23 protein-coding genes and 1 pseudogene are annotated in these 15,560 nt (G+C 62.3%); 9 read left to right on the forward strand and 15 right to left on the reverse strand.

The window, feature by feature from the left end:
• Positions 1-3: 3 nt before the first annotated feature.
• Positions 4-285 carry a type II toxin-antitoxin system RelE/ParE family toxin gene (locus ACSQ13_RS18995; protein ID WP_295509564.1) on the forward strand — a complete coding sequence of 94 codons (282 nt, stop codon included), beginning with the start codon at positions 4-6 and terminating at the stop codon, positions 283-285.
• An 11-nt stretch (positions 286-296) separates the two neighbouring features.
• Positions 297-587: a HigA family addiction module antitoxin gene (locus tag ACSQ13_RS19000; protein WP_295509562.1), complete on the forward strand. Its 291-nt coding sequence runs from the start codon at positions 297-299 to the stop codon at positions 585-587.
• Here ACSQ13_RS19000 and ACSQ13_RS19005 read toward each other — a convergent pair.
• From ACSQ13_RS19005 to ACSQ13_RS19020, 4 genes are read right to left on the reverse strand one after another with little or no spacing between them, the layout of a single operon-like run.
• Positions 558-839 carry a DUF7697 family protein gene (locus ACSQ13_RS19005; RefSeq protein ID WP_295509560.1) on the reverse strand — a complete coding sequence of 94 codons (282 nt, stop codon included), beginning with the start codon at positions 837-839 and terminating at the stop codon, positions 558-560. The two genes, ACSQ13_RS19000 and ACSQ13_RS19005, sit on opposite strands and share 30 nt — an antisense overlap.
• Before the next feature lie 59 nt (positions 840-898).
• On the reverse strand, positions 899-1,261 hold the full coding sequence (locus ACSQ13_RS19010) for a hypothetical protein (RefSeq protein WP_295509558.1): 363 nt from the start codon (positions 1,259-1,261) through the stop codon (positions 899-901).
• A 2-nt stretch (positions 1,262-1,263) separates the two neighbouring features.
• Positions 1,264-2,205 (reverse strand): phage tail tube protein, encoded by a 942-nt coding sequence (locus ACSQ13_RS19015; RefSeq protein ID WP_295509555.1) that lies wholly within the window; start codon positions 2,203-2,205, stop codon positions 1,264-1,266.
• A 25-nt stretch (positions 2,206-2,230) separates the two neighbouring features.
• The gene (locus ACSQ13_RS19020; RefSeq protein WP_295509553.1) at positions 2,231-2,656 is read right to left on the reverse strand and encodes an acyl-CoA transferase; all 426 of its coding nucleotides are present in this window, start codon (positions 2,654-2,656) and stop codon (positions 2,231-2,233) included.
• An 88-nt stretch (positions 2,657-2,744) separates the two neighbouring features.
• Between ACSQ13_RS19020 and ACSQ13_RS19025 the strand changes: the two genes are divergently transcribed.
• A complete protein-coding gene (locus tag ACSQ13_RS19025) occupies positions 2,745-2,975 on the forward strand; it encodes a CopG family ribbon-helix-helix protein (RefSeq protein ID WP_295509551.1) in 231 nt (76 codons plus the stop codon).
• A 41-nt stretch (positions 2,976-3,016) separates the two neighbouring features.
• Entirely contained in the window at positions 3,017-3,349 is a 333-nt protein-coding gene (locus ACSQ13_RS19030) for a type II toxin-antitoxin system RelE/ParE family toxin (protein WP_295509549.1), read from the forward strand.
• On the opposite strand, the gene ACSQ13_RS19035 is transcribed toward ACSQ13_RS19030, so the two are convergent.
• From ACSQ13_RS19035 to ACSQ13_RS19075, 9 genes and pseudogenes are all read right to left on the reverse strand, one after another.
• Complete coding sequence (locus tag ACSQ13_RS19035) at positions 3,315-3,947, reverse strand: DUF6441 family protein (protein WP_295509547.1); 633 nt, start codon at positions 3,945-3,947, stop codon at positions 3,315-3,317. The two genes, ACSQ13_RS19030 and ACSQ13_RS19035, sit on opposite strands and share 35 nt — an antisense overlap.
• Positions 3,944-4,255, reverse strand: coding sequence for a head-tail joining protein (locus ACSQ13_RS19040; RefSeq protein WP_295509544.1), 312 nt, complete (start codon positions 4,253-4,255; stop codon positions 3,944-3,946). The genes ACSQ13_RS19035 and ACSQ13_RS19040 overlap by 4 nt, the downstream gene beginning before the upstream one ends.
• Before the next feature lie 12 nt (positions 4,256-4,267).
• Positions 4,268-5,290 (reverse strand): major capsid protein, encoded by a 1,023-nt coding sequence (locus tag ACSQ13_RS19045; protein ID WP_295509542.1) that lies wholly within the window; start codon positions 5,288-5,290, stop codon positions 4,268-4,270.
• A gap of 66 nt (positions 5,291-5,356) precedes the next feature.
• Complete coding sequence (locus ACSQ13_RS19050; RefSeq protein WP_295509540.1) at positions 5,357-5,737, reverse strand: head decoration protein; 381 nt, start codon at positions 5,735-5,737, stop codon at positions 5,357-5,359.
• Between the two features lie 93 nt (positions 5,738-5,830).
• Entirely contained in the window at positions 5,831-7,252 is a 1,422-nt protein-coding gene (locus tag ACSQ13_RS19055; protein WP_295509538.1) for a S49 family peptidase, read from the reverse strand.
• On the reverse strand, positions 7,252-8,748 hold the full coding sequence (locus ACSQ13_RS19060) for a phage portal protein (RefSeq protein ID WP_295509536.1): 1,497 nt from the start codon (positions 8,746-8,748) through the stop codon (positions 7,252-7,254). The genes ACSQ13_RS19055 and ACSQ13_RS19060 overlap by 1 nt, the downstream gene beginning before the upstream one ends.
• Positions 8,748-8,957 (reverse strand): phage head-tail joining protein, encoded by a 210-nt coding sequence (locus tag ACSQ13_RS19065; protein ID WP_295509533.1) that lies wholly within the window; start codon positions 8,955-8,957, stop codon positions 8,748-8,750. The genes ACSQ13_RS19060 and ACSQ13_RS19065 overlap by 1 nt, the downstream gene beginning before the upstream one ends.
• Positions 8,958-8,960: 3 nt before the next feature.
• Positions 8,961-11,000 (reverse strand): annotated as a pseudogene (locus tag ACSQ13_RS19070) (phage terminase large subunit family protein).
• Positions 10,948-11,541 (reverse strand): hypothetical protein, encoded by a 594-nt coding sequence (locus ACSQ13_RS19075; protein ID WP_295509530.1) that lies wholly within the window; start codon positions 11,539-11,541, stop codon positions 10,948-10,950. The pseudogene ACSQ13_RS19070 and the gene ACSQ13_RS19075 overlap by 53 nt, the downstream one beginning before the upstream one ends.
• 122 nt (positions 11,542-11,663) lie before the next feature.
• On the opposite strand from ACSQ13_RS19075, the gene ACSQ13_RS19080 reads away from it, so the two are divergent.
• The 5 genes from ACSQ13_RS19080 to ACSQ13_RS19100 all read left to right on the forward strand — a co-directional run bounded on the left by ACSQ13_RS19080 (position 11,664) and on the right by ACSQ13_RS19100 (position 13,578).
• A complete protein-coding gene (locus tag ACSQ13_RS19080) occupies positions 11,664-11,840 on the forward strand; it encodes a hypothetical protein (protein WP_295509527.1) in 177 nt (58 codons plus the stop codon).
• Positions 11,841-11,856: 16 nt separating this feature from the next.
• Positions 11,857-12,078 (forward strand): hypothetical protein, encoded by a 222-nt coding sequence (locus tag ACSQ13_RS19085; protein WP_295509525.1) that lies wholly within the window; start codon positions 11,857-11,859, stop codon positions 12,076-12,078.
• A 13-nt stretch (positions 12,079-12,091) separates the two neighbouring features.
• Entirely contained in the window at positions 12,092-12,415 is a 324-nt protein-coding gene (locus ACSQ13_RS19090) for a hypothetical protein (RefSeq protein ID WP_295509522.1), read from the forward strand.
• Positions 12,416-12,478: 63 nt separating this feature from the next.
• Positions 12,479-12,880: a hypothetical protein gene (locus ACSQ13_RS19095; RefSeq protein WP_295509520.1), complete on the forward strand. Its 402-nt coding sequence runs from the start codon at positions 12,479-12,481 to the stop codon at positions 12,878-12,880.
• Positions 12,881-12,978: 98 nt separating this feature from the next.
• Positions 12,979-13,578, forward strand: a complete 600-nt coding sequence (locus ACSQ13_RS19100) for a DUF3489 domain-containing protein (protein ID WP_295509517.1) — start codon at positions 12,979-12,981, stop codon at positions 13,576-13,578.
• Here the strand turns inward: ACSQ13_RS19100 and ACSQ13_RS19105 are convergent.
• Positions 13,528-13,737 (reverse strand): DUF7220 family protein, encoded by a 210-nt coding sequence (locus ACSQ13_RS19105; protein ID WP_295509514.1) that lies wholly within the window; start codon positions 13,735-13,737, stop codon positions 13,528-13,530. The two genes, ACSQ13_RS19100 and ACSQ13_RS19105, sit on opposite strands and share 51 nt — an antisense overlap.
• Complete coding sequence (locus ACSQ13_RS19110) at positions 13,734-14,996, reverse strand: site-specific DNA-methyltransferase (RefSeq protein WP_295509511.1); 1,263 nt, start codon at positions 14,994-14,996, stop codon at positions 13,734-13,736. The genes ACSQ13_RS19105 and ACSQ13_RS19110 overlap by 4 nt, the downstream gene beginning before the upstream one ends.
• Positions 14,997-15,560 lie beyond the last annotated feature (564 nt).

Raw genomic sequence — 15,560 nt, forward strand, 5'->3', positions numbered from 1 at the left:
TTCATGATTGTTAGCACAAGAGGAAAGCTGGCCGCTGGAGCCGTACAGGACCAGTTTGGCAAAGGCTTTCCAGCGGACATCATAAAACGCACGCGCGCTATACTTTCAGCATTGGATGCCGCCGTCGTGCTTGAAGATTTACGGTTTCCGCCGGGCAATCATCTTGAAGCCCTAAGTGGCAACCGGACAGGACAACACTCGGTGCGCATTAATGGACAATGGCGCATCTGTTTTATTTGGACCGATCAAGGACCTGCCGAGGTTGAGATCGTGGACTATCACTAGGAGGGCCTGACATGAGCCTCATGACCAACCCATCCCATACCGGCGACGTCTTGGCTGAGCTGTATTTGGCGCCGCTTGAGATGAGCGCCATTACCCTTGCTGCAAAGCTTGGTGTGCCGCGCACCCGGATTGAGCGCCTTGTAAAAGGCCAAACCGCCATAACAGTGGATACGGCGATGCGGCTTGCCCGGTTTTTCTCAACGACGCCAGAGTACTGGATGAACCTGCAACGCGCTTGGGATTTGGCACGCGCTCGCGAGACAATTGACGTCTCAGGCATCAACCCCCTCGAGGCCGCCTGAACTAGTTCGTTCGTTTGTCTTGCGCACCATCACCGCCTCGATGGGCGGCAGCAGTTCTGCGATGGTTAGGGGCGAAAGCCCAAGGGCTGCCCCGAGTTGTAAGGCCGCACCCATGTCCCAGCCCAAGACCGCTCCTCCGCTCATGCCGCCGGCAACGCGCACCTGTCCGCCGAGGCGCTGGACCAGATCCCAGACCTGCCAGCCTTCCAGGGTGAGAGGTTTGTGCTGGGTCCGTGGGCATTCCGCGCACATAGAGGGGCACGCCGCGCAATAGTCACCGCCCCTGCCGAATTCCCAGTCGGCGAGAGCGGTCAGGCGTTTTTTTCCGCGTCCAGAATGAGCGCGCTCGCGATGTATTTGGTCTGAAACGCCTCGAAGATCGGCCAGAGCTCCAGCAGGGCGTCGATGCCGTCAGGCGTCAGAGGCAGCAGTTTGCCGTCCTCGTCGCCGACGCCCTCCCAGTCTTTTACCACGATGCGCGCCACGGCCTTTGCGACGATGCGCGCAAGGTCGTCGTTGGAGGCGCTGCCTTCGGCATCCGCTGCTGCTGCGATGATCGTCGGATCGGTCCGTGCTGCCAACATGATGGCGGTGGTCAGCGGCTCCACCAGCAGGCGGATGCCGTGGCCAAGATCAAGCCAGCGGGGCTCGGCGGAGAGGTTCAGGCGCAGCATGGTCAGTAAACCTCACGGTCATTGGTCAGGGTGACGGTGCACATACGACCCACCACGGGTTCGCTGGCCGCCTGCCAATCAAAGGTGGCCTGTACACCTTGCGGGCCCGAGATCTCGATCCGCGGGCGTGGAAGGTAAACAGCATGGGCCGTAACGGTCAGGCTCTCGCCGGTTGGCAGCGTGTAGGAAAACTCCAACTCGCAGGCCTCGCCGTTGATCGCCTGGGTCACGAGCGTCTGGTCCGCTAATCGCGCGACAACATTGCCGGTCAGCGCCGCGATGGACGGGTCCGCGCCGTCGATCTTACCATCGGCCCGGATGGTCTCGATCCGGTCGAGATTGTTGGCATAGGTCAGGTCGGCAGAGACGACATTGCCGATGTTGGCGCCATTCCGCGTGATGGCGCCGTTAAAGTGGCCAAAGCGTTTCAGCGCGATGTTAGCAGGCGTCCCTGCCGCACTGGTCGTGGCGATGGCCTCGCCCTGTGCCACGATACTGGCCGTTGCCGTCAGCAACCCTGAGCGCGCCATCTGCCAGTTCAGGCTGTCCACCATACAGCCGGAATACATCGCATAGCGCGGCACCTCGGGCATCCCGGTCTCAATCGAGAAGCTCGGCAGCGCCCAGTTTCCCGAGTGAAACTCGTGCGTGTAGGGGGCATTGGTATCCGTTGTGGTGGGTGCGCCAAAAGCGGCCTTCAGCCAGAAGCCAAATGCCTCGACATCGATCGGGGTCACCACATCGCCATCCGCTGTCACCGCATCCTTGATAGGCGCCTGCGGATCGCGGCCATAGCCCAAGAGTTCTGAGGCCTGCAACGGTTGCTCGGCTCCCAGTGTCGTGCTGGCAAAGGGCATCTTGGTGTAGCCGCTCGCGGGCGGCGTGCCGTATGTCGTTTCGAACGCAAGCGCCATTTGCGCCCGCGCCCCTTGGGCTCGTGCCATGGTGTTACTCCTTGAATTGGTCTCGTTAGCCCAGCGCGTCACTGGTCGCGTAGTGAAGGGTGATCGGAATGATCCCGGCTTTCAGAGAGGCGGCCCCCTCAACTGGTAGATCGACAGGTTCAGCAGCTTCCGGCTCGACCCAGTCGCATAGATCCCGCAAAGTCCGGTCCGCGGCGATCACAGCACCGACCTGAGCGACAAGTGCGTCGAAAAAGGCGTCCCGATCCGTTGCCGATTGCACGATCATCTCGAGTTCAGCGCGATGCTGAAAATGATAGGTCAGCGGCGACAACGTCACGCCTGGTTCGCCTGGGGTGCCATCGCGCAGGATCATGAGACCTGCGGGCGGGATGCGTTCCGGCAGAACTTCTCCGCGCAGAACAGGCACATGCGGGATCGTCCTTAGCAGGTCCGCCAGGGCGGTCAGGATGGTTTCGCGTTGGGTGGGCATGGAGGGGCCTAATGGTGAATTCGTGTGTGTTATCGACGCCAAGAAAGTGCGAGGGTAATACCTGCTAATACTCACAAGGACTCACCCTATGAATGCTGTGCGCCCCATCGCCGTGAAGCTCGACCAAGACACACGTGACCGCCTTAGGCGGCTTGCGGACGCCCGGGATCGCTCCACGCACTGGATGCTCCGCGAAGCTGTTGCGCAGTTCCTGTCCCGCGAAGAGGCGCGCGAAGCCTTCCGCCAAGCTGGCATTGCGGCATGGCAGGAATATCAGGCAACGGGCCAGCATGTGACGCATGAGGAAGCCGACGCGTGACTTGCCAAGCTCGAAGCCGGTGAACAGGCAGATATTCCTCAATGCCACAATTGATCTGGTCTCCCGCTGCGCTGCGGGATGTTGAGAGGCTCTACAAGTTTCTAGCCGAAAAGAACCCGGACGCTGCACGCCGTGCCGCAAGGGCGATCCGAGAGGGGATGCAAATCCTGCGTGATCAGCCTGCAGCAGGGCGGCCCATGGGGACATGGATCCAGAGTTTCGTGAGTGGTTCATCACCTTTGGCGGCAGCGGTTACGCTGCCCTTTACCGGTTGGAAGCCGACAGTGCCGTCGTTCTCGCGGTGCGACATCAAAGGGAAGCTGGGTACTAAGCCAGCTTTCACCCCAGCTTACCGTCAACCCATCCAGAAATGATCAGCCCCGGTATCGCAGCCTGCGCCCGTTCGGCGTCCCGTGCGAGATTAAGCCGTTTCGACAGCTTCACCTGCGGCACCAGGAGGAAGATGGGCACGGTTGCTTTGCGGCGCCCGGTTTTCGACCGAGAGGCCACACCCAGCCCGCGACTGTTCAGCCGACCATCGGCGACCAGCAAACTTGGTCCTCCCCGCCGATAGACAAACCGAAGGCGCAGACCACGCCGTTTCTCCCATTCGCCCGGTGTGAGCGCCTTGCCGCGCGTGCCTTTGCCGGCCGCTGGCGTTGGGATGGTAAGCCAGAACCCGTCTTTCGACCGGATCAAGGGGCCAGTGTCATGCGCCCCGATGATCTGGGGTGCGTTGGACCAAATGAGCGCGGCCGCTTCCAGGCTTTCGCCCGCCGCAGGATAGGTTTTGGACCTGATCGTGTTGGCAAGCCGCTGGCCGAGGCGGGCGCGCGTGATCTGGGCGCGCCAGTTGGATTTAAGATCGTTGCCCGCCGCACGCATGGCAGCTGTAACGGCCTTTTCGCCAGCGAGGACTTCGGCGCGCATCGCGGTGACGATGTCGCCGGAGACGGAGAGATCGAGCTTCATGCAGGCGTGGCCTCAATGGTCCAGATCAGTCTTTCGCGATCGCGGATCGGCTCGCCCTGGATCAGGAAGGTCTCAAAGCCAATGAGGATCTGCTCATCGGGGCGAGGCACGGGGAGCTCCGAGACGCGTACATCAAAGCGCATGGTCTCTGACACCAGACGCGCGGCCCCGAATGCGGTCACATCATCATTGCGACGCATGATGATGCGGATACGGGTGAACTGCCCTTCGCTGTCGCGATGCCAGGCCTCATGGGCGAGGTTCGGATCAGCGAAGAGCAGATCGAGGGCCAGGGCAAAGGCCGTCATGTCTCCATCACCTCAGTTCGAGCTGAAGATCCGGATGGCCAACCGAGGGCGCTTGTTGACCGGCAGGATCGAGGCCTCGGTCATGAGATCGATCCAGCGCCCCTTGGTGTCCATCATCTGCCGTGCGTAAAGTGGCAGGCCGACAGTGTTGGCGGTTTCCAGCAGGTTCGCCGGTCCGCCATAAGTGGTGAAGGTGTCGAAGGTGCCAAGCGGGAAGGCGATGCCCTCGCCCGCTGGGATCAGCCGCTCCGAGGTGCCGTTTGAGAGCGTGACAGAGCCGTTGTATTCCTCGAAGAGGATGCCGGCGAAGGGGAAGGCGCGGCGCATGTCTTCGCGCAGCGGCTGGCCACCCGTGGCCGAAAAGAATTTGTAGGCCTCTTCGGTCTTGGGATGGCTGATCAGCTTGTCGAAGAACTCCGAGCTCACGAGCGCATGGGCCGTGGTCATGGTCTCGCCCAGAAGGCTGTCCTCAATCCCGCGCAAGACGGTTCGGACCTTGCCCTGCACATTCGTTCCTGCGGTGCCAAAGACGAAGTCGACCGAGATCTTCTCCAGGCCGAACTCGACAAAGTAATCGTAAAGCGTGGTGCCGGCCCCGTCCTTCACGATGCCGCGGAGCGCATTCATCTCCATGTATTCGCGGGTTTGGGCATGCTTGCGGCGCATCAGCGTCAGCTTGCGGTTCATCACCTCGACGAGCGGATCAGCCGCATCCGACAGGCCCAGCGCGGGCATGCCCTGAATGTCGGCGGGCAAGATCACATCGTCATGCGGGATCCAGGGAAGCGCGAAGCTGCGCATTGAGCGGGCTTCCCGATTGCCCACCGTGGCGGGCGCACCCAGCGGCACCGAGGGCAGGAGGCTGAGGACGCCTTCGCGCTGTTCGATGACAATGGAACGTTGCGTGACGCCTTCAAAGCGAAACAGGCCGATCTGGCCGAGGCGGGTGTAGAGATTGGGCAGGATGTTGATGGCCTGCGTCATCTCGGCGAGCGAATAGCCGCCCGCGTCAAACGGGTTGCGCGTGATGGTCATGTGGAACTCCGGGGAATGAGGGGTGACGCGCGAATGCGCGACGGAGAAAACGGGCGATCCGCCGGATTAGGCGGCGTCGCGCGGGATGATGCCGAGCGCGGTCAACTGGGCGCGCTTGGCGGCCGTCTTCGCAGCGTCATCGACGCTGGCGTCAAAGACCAAGGCCGCCTTCGAGACGATAGCAGGGCCGCGCACCACGACGATTCCCGTCGCATCCGCTGCGGTGGCATCAGTCGCATAGAGCAGGACGGCAGACGCGTTCTGCGCGCCGTCGGTGCCAGTAGCGGTGCTGAGCTTCATTTTGCCGCTCGCGGTGATGCGGCCAAGTACGGCGCCGACGGGATAGTTGGTCCCGGCAAGAAGGGTAACGGTTTCGCGGGTGAAGTTGGGGTTCAGCTCGTATTTGAGCACATCGCCCATGGTGGGCGGTTGGGTCAGAACGGACATGGCAATCTCCGAAGGATTGGGGTTCAAAAAAAATCCCCCGCCGGGGAGGAGCGGCGGGGGATCAGGTCGGCGGCAGCTTTTGGGGAGAGCGGTTTAGTCCCTGCTGCCCGCCGAGGCAGCCTTCTTCGCGGCAGCCACAATCGGGCTTTCCGCGGATTTGGGGAGAATGGGCGAAGGTGGCGCGGCAACGATGTCGCGTGCATCTGCGGCTGCAGAGGCGCGCTGAAGGACCAATTTGCGCAGGGCTTCTGGCGCTGTGCCGTCGCGCAGCGCCTTCGCGGCATCGATCGCGATGCCAAGGCGGCCGGCTTGCGCCGCGATCTCGGCAATTTCGGCAGCTGCCTCGCGAAGCTGAACTGAGAGCTCTGCCAGATTGCTGGGCTGTGCAGCGGCTGTTGGGGGGATTGGCGAAGCTGTTGCCGCTGGCGCAGGGTCTTCCTGTTCCACGCTTTGTTCGTCTTTCTGCGCGTCTTCTTCAGCCGTGCTCTCTAGGACGGGTTCTTCGTTGCCAGCGGCTTCCGTATTTACCTCAGTGGCGTCAGTTGTGGCGCTCATGGCGACCTCCTTTTCTCGGGGATAGGTTGCGCGCGGCTGCCGCGCGGTGGGCGATGGGGCGGATAAGCTCTTGCGAAAGCGGGCAAAGCCCCGGGTGAGGTCGATCACCTCATCTGCCAAGCCTGCGCTCACGGCACCCGTCCCGCGATAGGTCGCGGCTTCGGTCGCCAGCGCGGCGTCTTGGGTCAGACGCCCGGCGCGGCCCGCGGCGACAGTCTCAGTAAAGAGGAACCGCAGCACATCAATCTCGCGCTGGATATCGTCGCGGACCGATCCGGGCAGCGGCTCGTAGGGGTTGCCGTCGATCTTGTGCTGTCCGGAATGGACCAGCGTGACGCGCACGCCGTCCTGATCGAGCTGACCGCTCAGATCTGCATGCATCACCACCACGCCGATACTGCCGACGGCGCCGGTGCGCGGCAGCAGGATGCGGTCGGCCTGAGAGGCCAGCGCATAGCCCGCTGAAAAGGCGTGCTCGGCGACGAACGCCCAGACCGGCTTGTTACGGCGCACCGCCCGGATCTGGTCAGCCAGGTCAAAGACGCCCGCCACCTCTCCGCCAAAGCTGTCGATCTCGAGCGCCACCGCCCGCACGGACGGATCACGCGCGGCCGCCTCGATCTGCGCCGCGATCCCCTCATAGCTGGTCTGGCCGGAGGACTGTCCGATCCAGCCCCCGCGATGGATCAGCACGCCCGCGATCTCGATCACCGCGATGCCGTCAACGACCGGGTAGGGCGCATCCCCATGTTGCTGCAGGCGCTCGGTGAGGTTCCCGGCCAGAATGCTGGCGCGGGCGGGTGTCGCGGCCGTGCTGTCGTGTGCCGCGTAGCCGTCCGAAATCTCGACCTGTCGTCCCAGAATGCGCGGCCCAAGCCCCGACAGAAACGCCATGGCCTTGGTGGGTTCAACCATCAGCGGCGTGTTGAAAGCGCGCGCGGCAATGCGGGCATGGAGCATCAGGCTTGGTCCTCGTCAAGGCGCGGGCGGTCTTCCGCGTCATCGGCTTCATCTTCGGTCTCTGGTTGCTCTCCCTCGGCCGGTACGGCCTGGACGCCCTGCGCGGGGGAGCCAGGCCGCCGGAAATCGAGGCCCAGCGCGCGCTCACGTTCCCGTTCTGCCGCAATCTCGCGGTCGACCTGCTCAGCGTCGTAGCCCCGCTCGGCGATGGCTTGGGTGCGGGATTTCAGTCCAGCCTCGATCTGTGCGATTTCAGCATTGGCGTCTTTCAGCGGATCGACCCAGTCCCATTTCGTCGGCAGCCAGTTCGCGGCCAGCATGCGCGGGCGCTCGGTTTCGTAACCGGGCAGGGACAGCGCGCCGGAGAGCACGGCCAAATCCAGCCAGCGTGCATAAACCGGGCGGCAGAGCTGATAGACCATCACCGAATGCTGCCAAGCTGAGACGCGGCGGCGGAATTCGATCAGCGCCAGGCGTGAGTTCGAGAAGTTCCCCTTCACCATGTCGTTGGCGAGGTAGGGGTAGGGGATCCCGAGCGCAGCCGAGATTTGCAGCAGCGTCCTGTACTGGAACGGCTCGTAGGTTGCTCCGCTATCGGCGGGCTGCCCCACGGTGACATCCTCGCCGGCATCCAGCCGGACGATTTGGCCCGGGCTGATCTCCACACCAGCGGGCATCTCCTCATCATCCAAGGGGGCGAGCGGGTTCTCTGGGGCGGGTGAGGTCACGAACATCGCGTACATCGCGGCGACCTTTTTCCGGTCCAACTCCGCGTCGTCGTATTGATCCAGAAGGAACAACTTCACGATCGCCGGGGCCAGTTTCGACACGCCGCGCAGCTGACCACCCTCGACTGGGTCGATGACGTGGATCACCTCCGAGGCGGGCACGCGGACAATTTCCCCAGACAGTCCAGGATCAGTGCTGTCGCCTGGGTGGCGGCGGAAGAAGTGATAGGCGACGCGCCGCCCGATACGATCGAACTCGATCCCCTGGCGTATCGCGTTTCCATTCCGCGCCACGCCCGTTTCATGCAGAGGCAGCATTTCCGAGGGCAGCATCTGCAGCTGAAGTGGCACCGTCAGCCCGTCCTCAACCCGCCGCGGCCTGATCCGGACAAAGACCTCTCCTGCCAGAAACACTTCGCGTGCGGCTCGGCGCTGTAGCCCATAGAAATCCGTCAGCCCCTCGGCATCGGCCTCATCGGTCCAAGCCAGCCACAGCCGCTGCAGCTTCTCCTTGCGTGGAGCGTCCGCGATCTTGGAGATGGGCTTGATCCCGTCGCCCACGGTGTTGGCCGCCCAGCTTTCCACCGCATTCACGGCATAGCCATTATTTCGCACCAGCCAGCGCGCACGGGCGGTGATGTCGGGGCCCGATGCTGCAATAAGCGCGTTCACATGTGCGCGCGTGGCTTGGAACCCGCGCAGACGTCGGTGGTGTTGGCCGGCGTCAAATCCGCCGATGAAGGCGCCCAAGCGCTGCCGCCAGTTCATCACAGGTCTTTCACCGCAAAGGGGCGCAACACGCGCCCAGCGCTTCGCTCGAGTTTGGCCACGCGCCGTTCGACATCGCTGATCGCAGCGGCCAATTCAACATCCGTGCCGTAATTGATCGTCTTGCCGTCATAGCTGACCGACCGCGTGCCGCTGTAGCGCGCGCTCAAAAGCGCGCTGTGGCGGAGTTTTAGCTCGTCGAGGGTCATTCATCATTCCATGTATTTGGGCGTGCTGATCTTCCAGCCGCGCCGCCGGGGCGATGCGATCCGCCCTGCTTGAGGTTCGGTCGATTTCTCGGCTTCAGTACCTTGGGCTATGACCGTCGTCTCCACGCCCGCCTGCTTCTCAAGCTGCCGCCACATGCGCTCATCAAAGCGGTCGGCGCCCAGAATCCAGGCTGCGGCCCGCGCATAGACCCGTGTGTCGAGCGCCTCATTGCGCTCGCGGATCTTCTGCCACTCCTGGCGAGCGAAGCCGCGCTTGTTGCGGATCGTCACCAATTGCTCGGCCACGAGCTGTTTCAGCCATTCGCTGTCGGCCCAGTCAGGTAGGTGGATCATGCCCGCCGGATTGGGCACACCCAGCGCGCGATCCTCATCGGAGGGCCGCTCTAGCCGCAGATACCGATAGGTCTCTGCCTTGAAGGTGGCCGTGGCCACGGTCCAGAGCCGGGCGCCTCGTTTCAGCTTCCGCCCATTCACCGTCGCATCAACGAAGGTGGGCCCTGACACCGGTGTCGCGCGGTTGAAGCCCTCAAGCCCTTTAACAGGTGCAACCTGCGCAATGCCTTGGGCCCGCGCCCAGGCGTAAACGGCGGATGTCTCATAGCCGGTGTCGATGGCCAGCTTCGCCAGCGGCATCACGGCGCCGTTCTCATGCACCCAAGTCTGGCCAAGCAGGTCCGTTAACGCCTGCCAGCAGGCAGGATCTCCAGGCCCACCCGGAAGCACGATGTGATCGACGAGCCAGCTTTCGAGGCCGCGGCCCCAAGCCCAGACATCGACCTCAATGCGGTCCTTCTGGACGTCAGCACCGGCGGTCAGGAACAACCCGCCCATGGGCACCTGAGCGGCGAATGCCTCACGGCGGTCCGCCAGCCGCTGCCATTCCGGCGCGTCCCCGCTTTCAACCCATGTCTCGCCAAGGAGCGTGTTGCGCGCTGCGCGCAGCATCTCGTCCGAGCCCTGCGCCGCCAGCCAGTCCCGTGCGATCTGCTCCCAGCTCTTCCACCCGATCGGCGAATAAAGCGCCGAGAGGTGGAAGCCGATCGCGTTCGGATCGGCACTGCTCTCTGTTGCGCGCCATTCCCCACGCGCCAGCATGTCCGTCTTGTGGTGCTCGGCGATCGGGCGCTCGCAGCTCTCGCAGGCATAGGCAGCCGTCTCAGGCTTCCCCTTGTCCCAGCGCAGGCGCTCGAACTGCAGCCACTGCATATGACCGCACTGCGGGCAGGGTACAAAATACCGCCGCTGATCGCTGGCCTCGAACTCCCGCTCGATGCGAGAGAGCCCCCGGATCGTTGGGGTTGAGACCATGAACACCTTGCGCCTATGCGCAAAGGTGGTGGTGCGCGCCTCGGCCAGCGTTACCGGATCGCCTTCTTCGTCAGCGGAAGCCGGATAAGCGTCGACCTCATCCAGAAACACGTAGCGCGCAGGCATCGACCGCAAGCCGGTAGCGCTGTTCGCCCCTGTCAGCACCAGAATGCCGCCCGGGAACTCCTTTGACAGCATCGAATTGCCCGCATCCCGCGAGCGCGCCGGCTGGACGCGCTCCTTCAGCGCCGGGCTATCCTCGATCAGAGGGTCGATCCGACCGCGCGAGGTGCGCTTGGCCATCTCGACCGTGGGCAGCACCGCCAGCATGGGGCCGGGCGCGTGATGGATCACAAAGCCGATCCAGTTGTTGCCCGCTTCCGTTGCGCCGACCTAGGCGGCCTTCATGAAGCTGATCCGCTGGGCCGGGTGGTTTGGCGACAGCGCATCCATAATGGCGCGCAGATATGGCGTTCGGGCTGTTCTGTATTGTCCGGGTTCAGCTGAGGCCCGCGAGGACAGCTTGCGATGCTTGTCGGCCCATTCGGAGACTGTGAGGTCAGGGTCAGGCCGCATTCCCCGCCGCCAGGCGCGCAGGATATCCTCGGCGCCGTCAAAGGCGAGATCGAGGCCCTCGGTCAGATCAGATGTGTTCTCCTCATCATTCAAGCGAGACCCTGAGGTCGGCCAGGGCGTCGAGCTGCTCTCGGACATGGGTTTCTAGCACCCTTTGCAGGATCGCGGTCTCGATCGTTACGGCCTTGCCGGATGCTGTCTCCATCTCTGCGGACAGTTGTGCGGCTATGAGGGCCGCCCCACGCGTGGGCCAGGTGATCCAAAGATCCCGCTCTTGACGGGCCAGACGAAACACCAAGGTCTCAGCGCGGGCGCGATCGACCAGCACGCCCTTTTTCTTCTGGATCGACAGCTGCCGTTCCTGTGCCTGGTAGACGGTCAGCGCCGTGCGGGCCTTCAGATAGGATGTGCTGTCGCCGCGGCCAGAGGCGGTGCTGCTACTGATCGCACCGCCATCACCATCACCACCATCACCACCAGCGCCAACGCCTCCAACACCACCCCGTGAGCGTATCTGTTGATCCGGATCCGTCATGGCACCGCGGCGTGCATCAGACACCACTGCATTGATCGACCCATCGGCAAACAGCACCAAGCGGCCATTCTTGCGGGCCTTCTGCACGGCTCCGCGCGACAGACCTGTCCGTTCTGCATAGGCGCGTTCGGATAGACCTTCCATGGCGCTTTGAATGTCCTCAACATATTGTAAATAAACGGGAAAGATGATCTATTTGAGTTGATTATACTGCCCGTCAGGGCGATTCTCAGTGCAAGCAAACACGCCAGAACGGAGACAAATCAATGACCCTCGCAGAACGTTACAACGCCCAAGCCCAACGCCTGCTGCCGCATATGGCCGAGAGCCTGGCGGTTGACCCCACGATCACCTGCGCGGGCGAGATCGATGACATCGTGTTCCGCCGCAGCGAGTATCTCGGCGGGATGGCGATCGCCATTATCGCCCTGATCGAACAGTAGGATTGAGGAGCATACCATGACCATGGCATCTACAACCATCCGTATCGACTATGCAGTTCTGCCCGACCACTTTGACCGCAGCCGCCCCAACGCCATCGCGGCAGCCGTCGAAACGGCGCTGCGGGACGCAGGGATTAATGTCGAAGCCTCGGACATCTTCTCGCACATCAAAATCGAACTGCCGACCAGCCTGCTCGCCGCCGCCAGCACCGTGCTGGCTGAGCTGCAGCTTATTTGAAGGAGGACTGGTCATGAGCACGCGCGCACAGATCGCCATCCAGACAGGGCCTGAAAAATGGGCACATGTGTATGTGCACTTTGACGGATACCCCTCCCATATGTTGCCCGCTCTGGCGCGTTGGACACCCGAGGACATTCTTGCCGCCCGCGAAATCCGGCAGGTGCGTGCCGACGCACTGGATTGTTTTGATCCACCACGCGCACCCCGCATCCTGCAACAGCCCACTTGCGAACTTTGCCATCTTTATATCTGGCAAGCCGGTGTATGGCGTGAATTGACCTCCCTGCGTGGGGTGCAAAAAAGCAATCAAATTGCGCCGAATTGGCTACGCTAATCACCCTTTCAGAGCGATGGTTGTTTCAGCAACTCGATGCACCGCACCAAAGGATCCAAGCCCATGACCGCACAGGCCATTCTGCCCAGCCGCAACGAAGATTACGGCTTTTTCCAAACCCTGACAAACTGCCCGCAGCGCGAGCGGCGCAGCGCAGAGGTCTGGACGCTGGCTTCCACCCTTATCGCCACAGCCATCGGCGCCGATAGTGAAGACGAGATGATCGGCATCCGCGACTTTCTTGACAGTCGAATGGGTCGCCACTTTGCCGACGACGTGGTGGGCAATATGACGGGCTGCAATATCGACAGCGAGACGGCCATCAACTCAGCAATCCGCCGCTGGCAGGGCTGGCGCATCAGCCGCAGCTCAGCGCGTGAAGAAGGCATCCCCGCAGGCCTGCCGTATCTGACGGGTTGGGTGCAGCACTTTGCAATCACGGCCGCGATGGAAGACGCGGACTGAGGCTCGCACCCATCACGTTCTGGCCCGCCCACGCTCGCGCGGGCCAATGCCGGTAGAAGGGCACGCATCCTGCGCCGCCCGTTTGACCGGAGGCTACCATGCCCAACCTTACCATAACCCAAAGCCTGATCCTGACCACGGGCGCCCAGCGCGCAGACAACATCGCCATGCCGCTGCCCGAGGGGCTGCATGGTGCCGCCGCGAAGAAGGTCGTGACCATGATGATCGACCGCGGCTGGCTCAAAGAGGTCGATACCAACACCCGCAAAGGCGAACCATTCTGGCGCGAAACTGGTGATGGGCATGGCACCACGCTGGTCGTCACCGACGCAGGGTTGCTGGCGGTCGGGATCGAACCGGTGGTCGTCAAAACCATGGCTGCGGTCCGTCAGCATGCTGCCGCAGCACCGGCGCCCAAAACACCGATGATACGAGCCAATACCAAACAGGCGCAGATCATCGCTCTGCTGCAGCGGCCCGAGGGGGCCTCGATCGCCGAAATCGTCGCTGTGACGGGGTGGTTGGCGCATAGTGTTCGCGGTCTGATCTCCGGTGGTTTGAAGAAAAAGCTGGGGCTGCCGGTCACCTCCGAGAAGCAAGACGGGCGGGGCACAGTGTATTCGCTGTCAGGTGATGGACATGTGCCGTCATCGCAGCCGCACGAAGAGCCTGCGCAAGGCGTAACCTCGCAACAGTGAAACAATGACAAAGACCGCGCCGATTGCAAGATTGTCGTCGATGCTGACCACCAGCCCGAACCATGGGAACACCACAATCTGGGCAATCACCGCGAGTACATAACCGACCGCGACGTTGGAACCAGCCTCAACCAGTGGCATCTTGCGGGACTGACTCATGCCGCCAGCCTTTGCGATTTGAGGACGGCAAAGCTCTCGCCGGTTTCCACAAGCAAGGCGTCCTCGCCGGTGAACTGCTGCCAGCGTTCGATGGCCACATCGACATAGGCCCGGTTCAACTCAACACCGTAGCAGACCCGCCCTATGGTGTCCGCCGCGATCAACGTCGTACCAGATCCCATGAAGGGCTCGAACACCGCCTGACCTGGGCTTGAGTTGTTCAGGATCGGACGCCGCATGCACTCCACAGGCTTTTGCGTGCCATGCACGGTGTCAGCATCCTGATCCTTGTTTGCAATCTGCCACAACGTGGTCTGCTTGCGATCACCTGCCCAGTGGCCTTTGCCCTTGGCACGCACGGCATACCAACAGGGCTCATGCTGCCAGTGGTAATCACCGCGGCTCAGCACCAGCCTGTCCTTGGCCCAGATAATCTGCGAGCGGATGTTGAAGCCTGAGGCGATCAGGCTGTCAGCCACGGTAGCTGCATGCAGAGCCCCGTGCCAGACATAGGCGACATCGCCAGGAAACAGAGACCAGGCCTCGCGCCAGTCTGCGCGGTCATCATTCAGCACCTTGCCGGTGCGTTTGGTTGCGGCAGCACCTGCTTTGTTGCGCCAGCCTGGGTCGTATTCCACACCATAGGGTGGATCTGTCACCATCAGCAGGGGCTTTACATCGCCGAGCAACCGTCCAACGACATCCGCGCTGGTACTGTCACCACAGATCAGCCGGTGCGATCCGAGCTGCCAAAGGTCGCCCACAACCGAGACCGGCGTGACCGGCACATCCGGAATGTCATCCTCACCCTCGACCGGACCATCAGTGCCCAGCGCATCAGGGTTTTGCAGCAGCGCGTCGAGATCTTCATCGGTAATCCCCAGGAGCGACAGATCAAAATCATCCGCCAGCAGCCCTGCGATTTCGTCGCGCAGCATGGCTTCGTCCCAGTCGCCCAGCTCGGTCAGCTTATTGTCGGCGATCCGGTAAGCCCGCCGCTCGGCCTCATCAAGATGCCCCAGCCGAATGACTGGCACATCTGTCAACCCCAGCATTGTCGCGGCCAGTACCCGGCCATGTCCGGCGATCAGTTCGCCATCGTCGGCAACCATGCAGGGCACGGTCCAGCCGAACTTGGCCATGCTGGCCGCGATCTTGGCCACCTGATCGTCGCCATGGATCTTGGCATTACGGGCATAGGGGCGCAGCCGGTCGATCGGCCACGTCTCGATCTCGCTTGGCGCGAAGACAAGGTCCATGAGGATGTTCTCGTTTGTGGGGTAGGGCGGACGTGTTGATGCCACGGCCAAGGAAGCCGGTGACTGCATTGGGATCCGCGATGTGGGGAAACAAAAAGCGCCCGCGAGGGGTATCCTCCGGGCGCAAAACTTCGATGGTTGAGGGATACGTCAAGGGGGCTAGAAATGTCAAACCATTTTTTTGCGACTCGTGTCGTGTCCTTTTGGAGCCTCTGAAACGGCTGCAAAGAGGGTGGCTTCGCTGTTTGGCTAAACTGGCTTGCTTTTGGCCAGGTGGATTCTTGACTAAACCACTCAAGAATCCACCCTGAGAGCCAGTTTTTTGCGTCCAACCCTTTGTAACTGAATCACTTTATTTTGGCCGCCGACCAAACTGGCTTCGAAGTGGATTCCCCGGTGAAAAGGCCAGACGCTAGAAAACTTGCGCGCTGCGCCCCCCCGTATACGGATAGCGCCCGGGAGGAACCATGGCCGGGGGGGGGGCTAACGGCCCGTGGCTGTTTATAAGTAGCAATCAGGCCAATGATCGCGTCTCAGAAGTTAAACATAGCTGTTAATAAGTGT

The organism is Sulfitobacter sp. SH22 (genome assembly GCF_965641905.1).
In the GTDB taxonomy this organism is placed as follows: Bacteria; Pseudomonadota; Alphaproteobacteria; order Rhodobacterales; family Rhodobacteraceae; genus Sulfitobacter.

Bases quoted from the DNA above. Each gene is read 5' to 3' on its own strand.
- ACSQ13_RS18995 (WP_295509564.1), top strand. From the start codon at position 4: ATGATTGTTAGCACAAGAGGAAAGCTGGCCGCTGGAGCCGTACAGGAC.
- ACSQ13_RS19000 (WP_295509562.1), top strand. From the start codon at position 297: ATGAGCCTCATGACCAACCCATCCCATACCGGCGACGTCTTGGCTGAG.
- ACSQ13_RS19005 (WP_295509560.1), bottom strand. From the start codon at position 839: ATGTGCGCGGAATGCCCACGGACCCAGCACAAACCTCTCACCCTGGAA.
- ACSQ13_RS19010 (WP_295509558.1), bottom strand. From the start codon at position 1,261: ATGCTGCGCCTGAACCTCTCCGCCGAGCCCCGCTGGCTTGATCTTGGC.
- ACSQ13_RS19015 (WP_295509555.1), bottom strand. From the start codon at position 2,205: ATGGCACGAGCCCAAGGGGCGCGGGCGCAAATGGCGCTTGCGTTCGAA.
- ACSQ13_RS19020 (WP_295509553.1), bottom strand. From the start codon at position 2,656: ATGCCCACCCAACGCGAAACCATCCTGACCGCCCTGGCGGACCTGCTA.
- ACSQ13_RS19025 (WP_295509551.1), top strand. From the start codon at position 2,745: ATGAATGCTGTGCGCCCCATCGCCGTGAAGCTCGACCAAGACACACGT.
- ACSQ13_RS19030 (WP_295509549.1), top strand. From the start codon at position 3,017: ATGCCACAATTGATCTGGTCTCCCGCTGCGCTGCGGGATGTTGAGAGG.
- ACSQ13_RS19035 (WP_295509547.1), bottom strand. From the start codon at position 3,947: ATGAAGCTCGATCTCTCCGTCTCCGGCGACATCGTCACCGCGATGCGC.
- ACSQ13_RS19040 (WP_295509544.1), bottom strand. From the start codon at position 4,255: ATGACGGCCTTTGCCCTGGCCCTCGATCTGCTCTTCGCTGATCCGAAC.
- ACSQ13_RS19045 (WP_295509542.1), bottom strand. From the start codon at position 5,290: ATGACCATCACGCGCAACCCGTTTGACGCGGGCGGCTATTCGCTCGCC.
- ACSQ13_RS19050 (WP_295509540.1), bottom strand. From the start codon at position 5,737: ATGTCCGTTCTGACCCAACCGCCCACCATGGGCGATGTGCTCAAATAC.
- ACSQ13_RS19055 (WP_295509538.1), bottom strand. From the start codon at position 7,252: ATGCTCCATGCCCGCATTGCCGCGCGCGCTTTCAACACGCCGCTGATG.
- ACSQ13_RS19060 (WP_295509536.1), bottom strand. From the start codon at position 8,748: ATGAACTGGCGGCAGCGCTTGGGCGCCTTCATCGGCGGATTTGACGCC.
- ACSQ13_RS19065 (WP_295509533.1), bottom strand. From the start codon at position 8,957: ATGACCCTCGACGAGCTAAAACTCCGCCACAGCGCGCTTTTGAGCGCG.
- ACSQ13_RS19075 (WP_295509530.1), bottom strand. From the start codon at position 11,541: ATGGAAGGTCTATCCGAACGCGCCTATGCAGAACGGACAGGTCTGTCG.
- ACSQ13_RS19080 (WP_295509527.1), top strand. From the start codon at position 11,664: ATGACCCTCGCAGAACGTTACAACGCCCAAGCCCAACGCCTGCTGCCG.
- ACSQ13_RS19085 (WP_295509525.1), top strand. From the start codon at position 11,857: ATGACCATGGCATCTACAACCATCCGTATCGACTATGCAGTTCTGCCC.
- ACSQ13_RS19090 (WP_295509522.1), top strand. From the start codon at position 12,092: ATGAGCACGCGCGCACAGATCGCCATCCAGACAGGGCCTGAAAAATGG.
- ACSQ13_RS19095 (WP_295509520.1), top strand. From the start codon at position 12,479: ATGACCGCACAGGCCATTCTGCCCAGCCGCAACGAAGATTACGGCTTT.
- ACSQ13_RS19100 (WP_295509517.1), top strand. From the start codon at position 12,979: ATGCCCAACCTTACCATAACCCAAAGCCTGATCCTGACCACGGGCGCC.
- ACSQ13_RS19105 (WP_295509514.1), bottom strand. From the start codon at position 13,737: ATGAGTCAGTCCCGCAAGATGCCACTGGTTGAGGCTGGTTCCAACGTC.
- ACSQ13_RS19110 (WP_295509511.1), bottom strand. From the start codon at position 14,996: ATGGACCTTGTCTTCGCGCCAAGCGAGATCGAGACGTGGCCGATCGAC.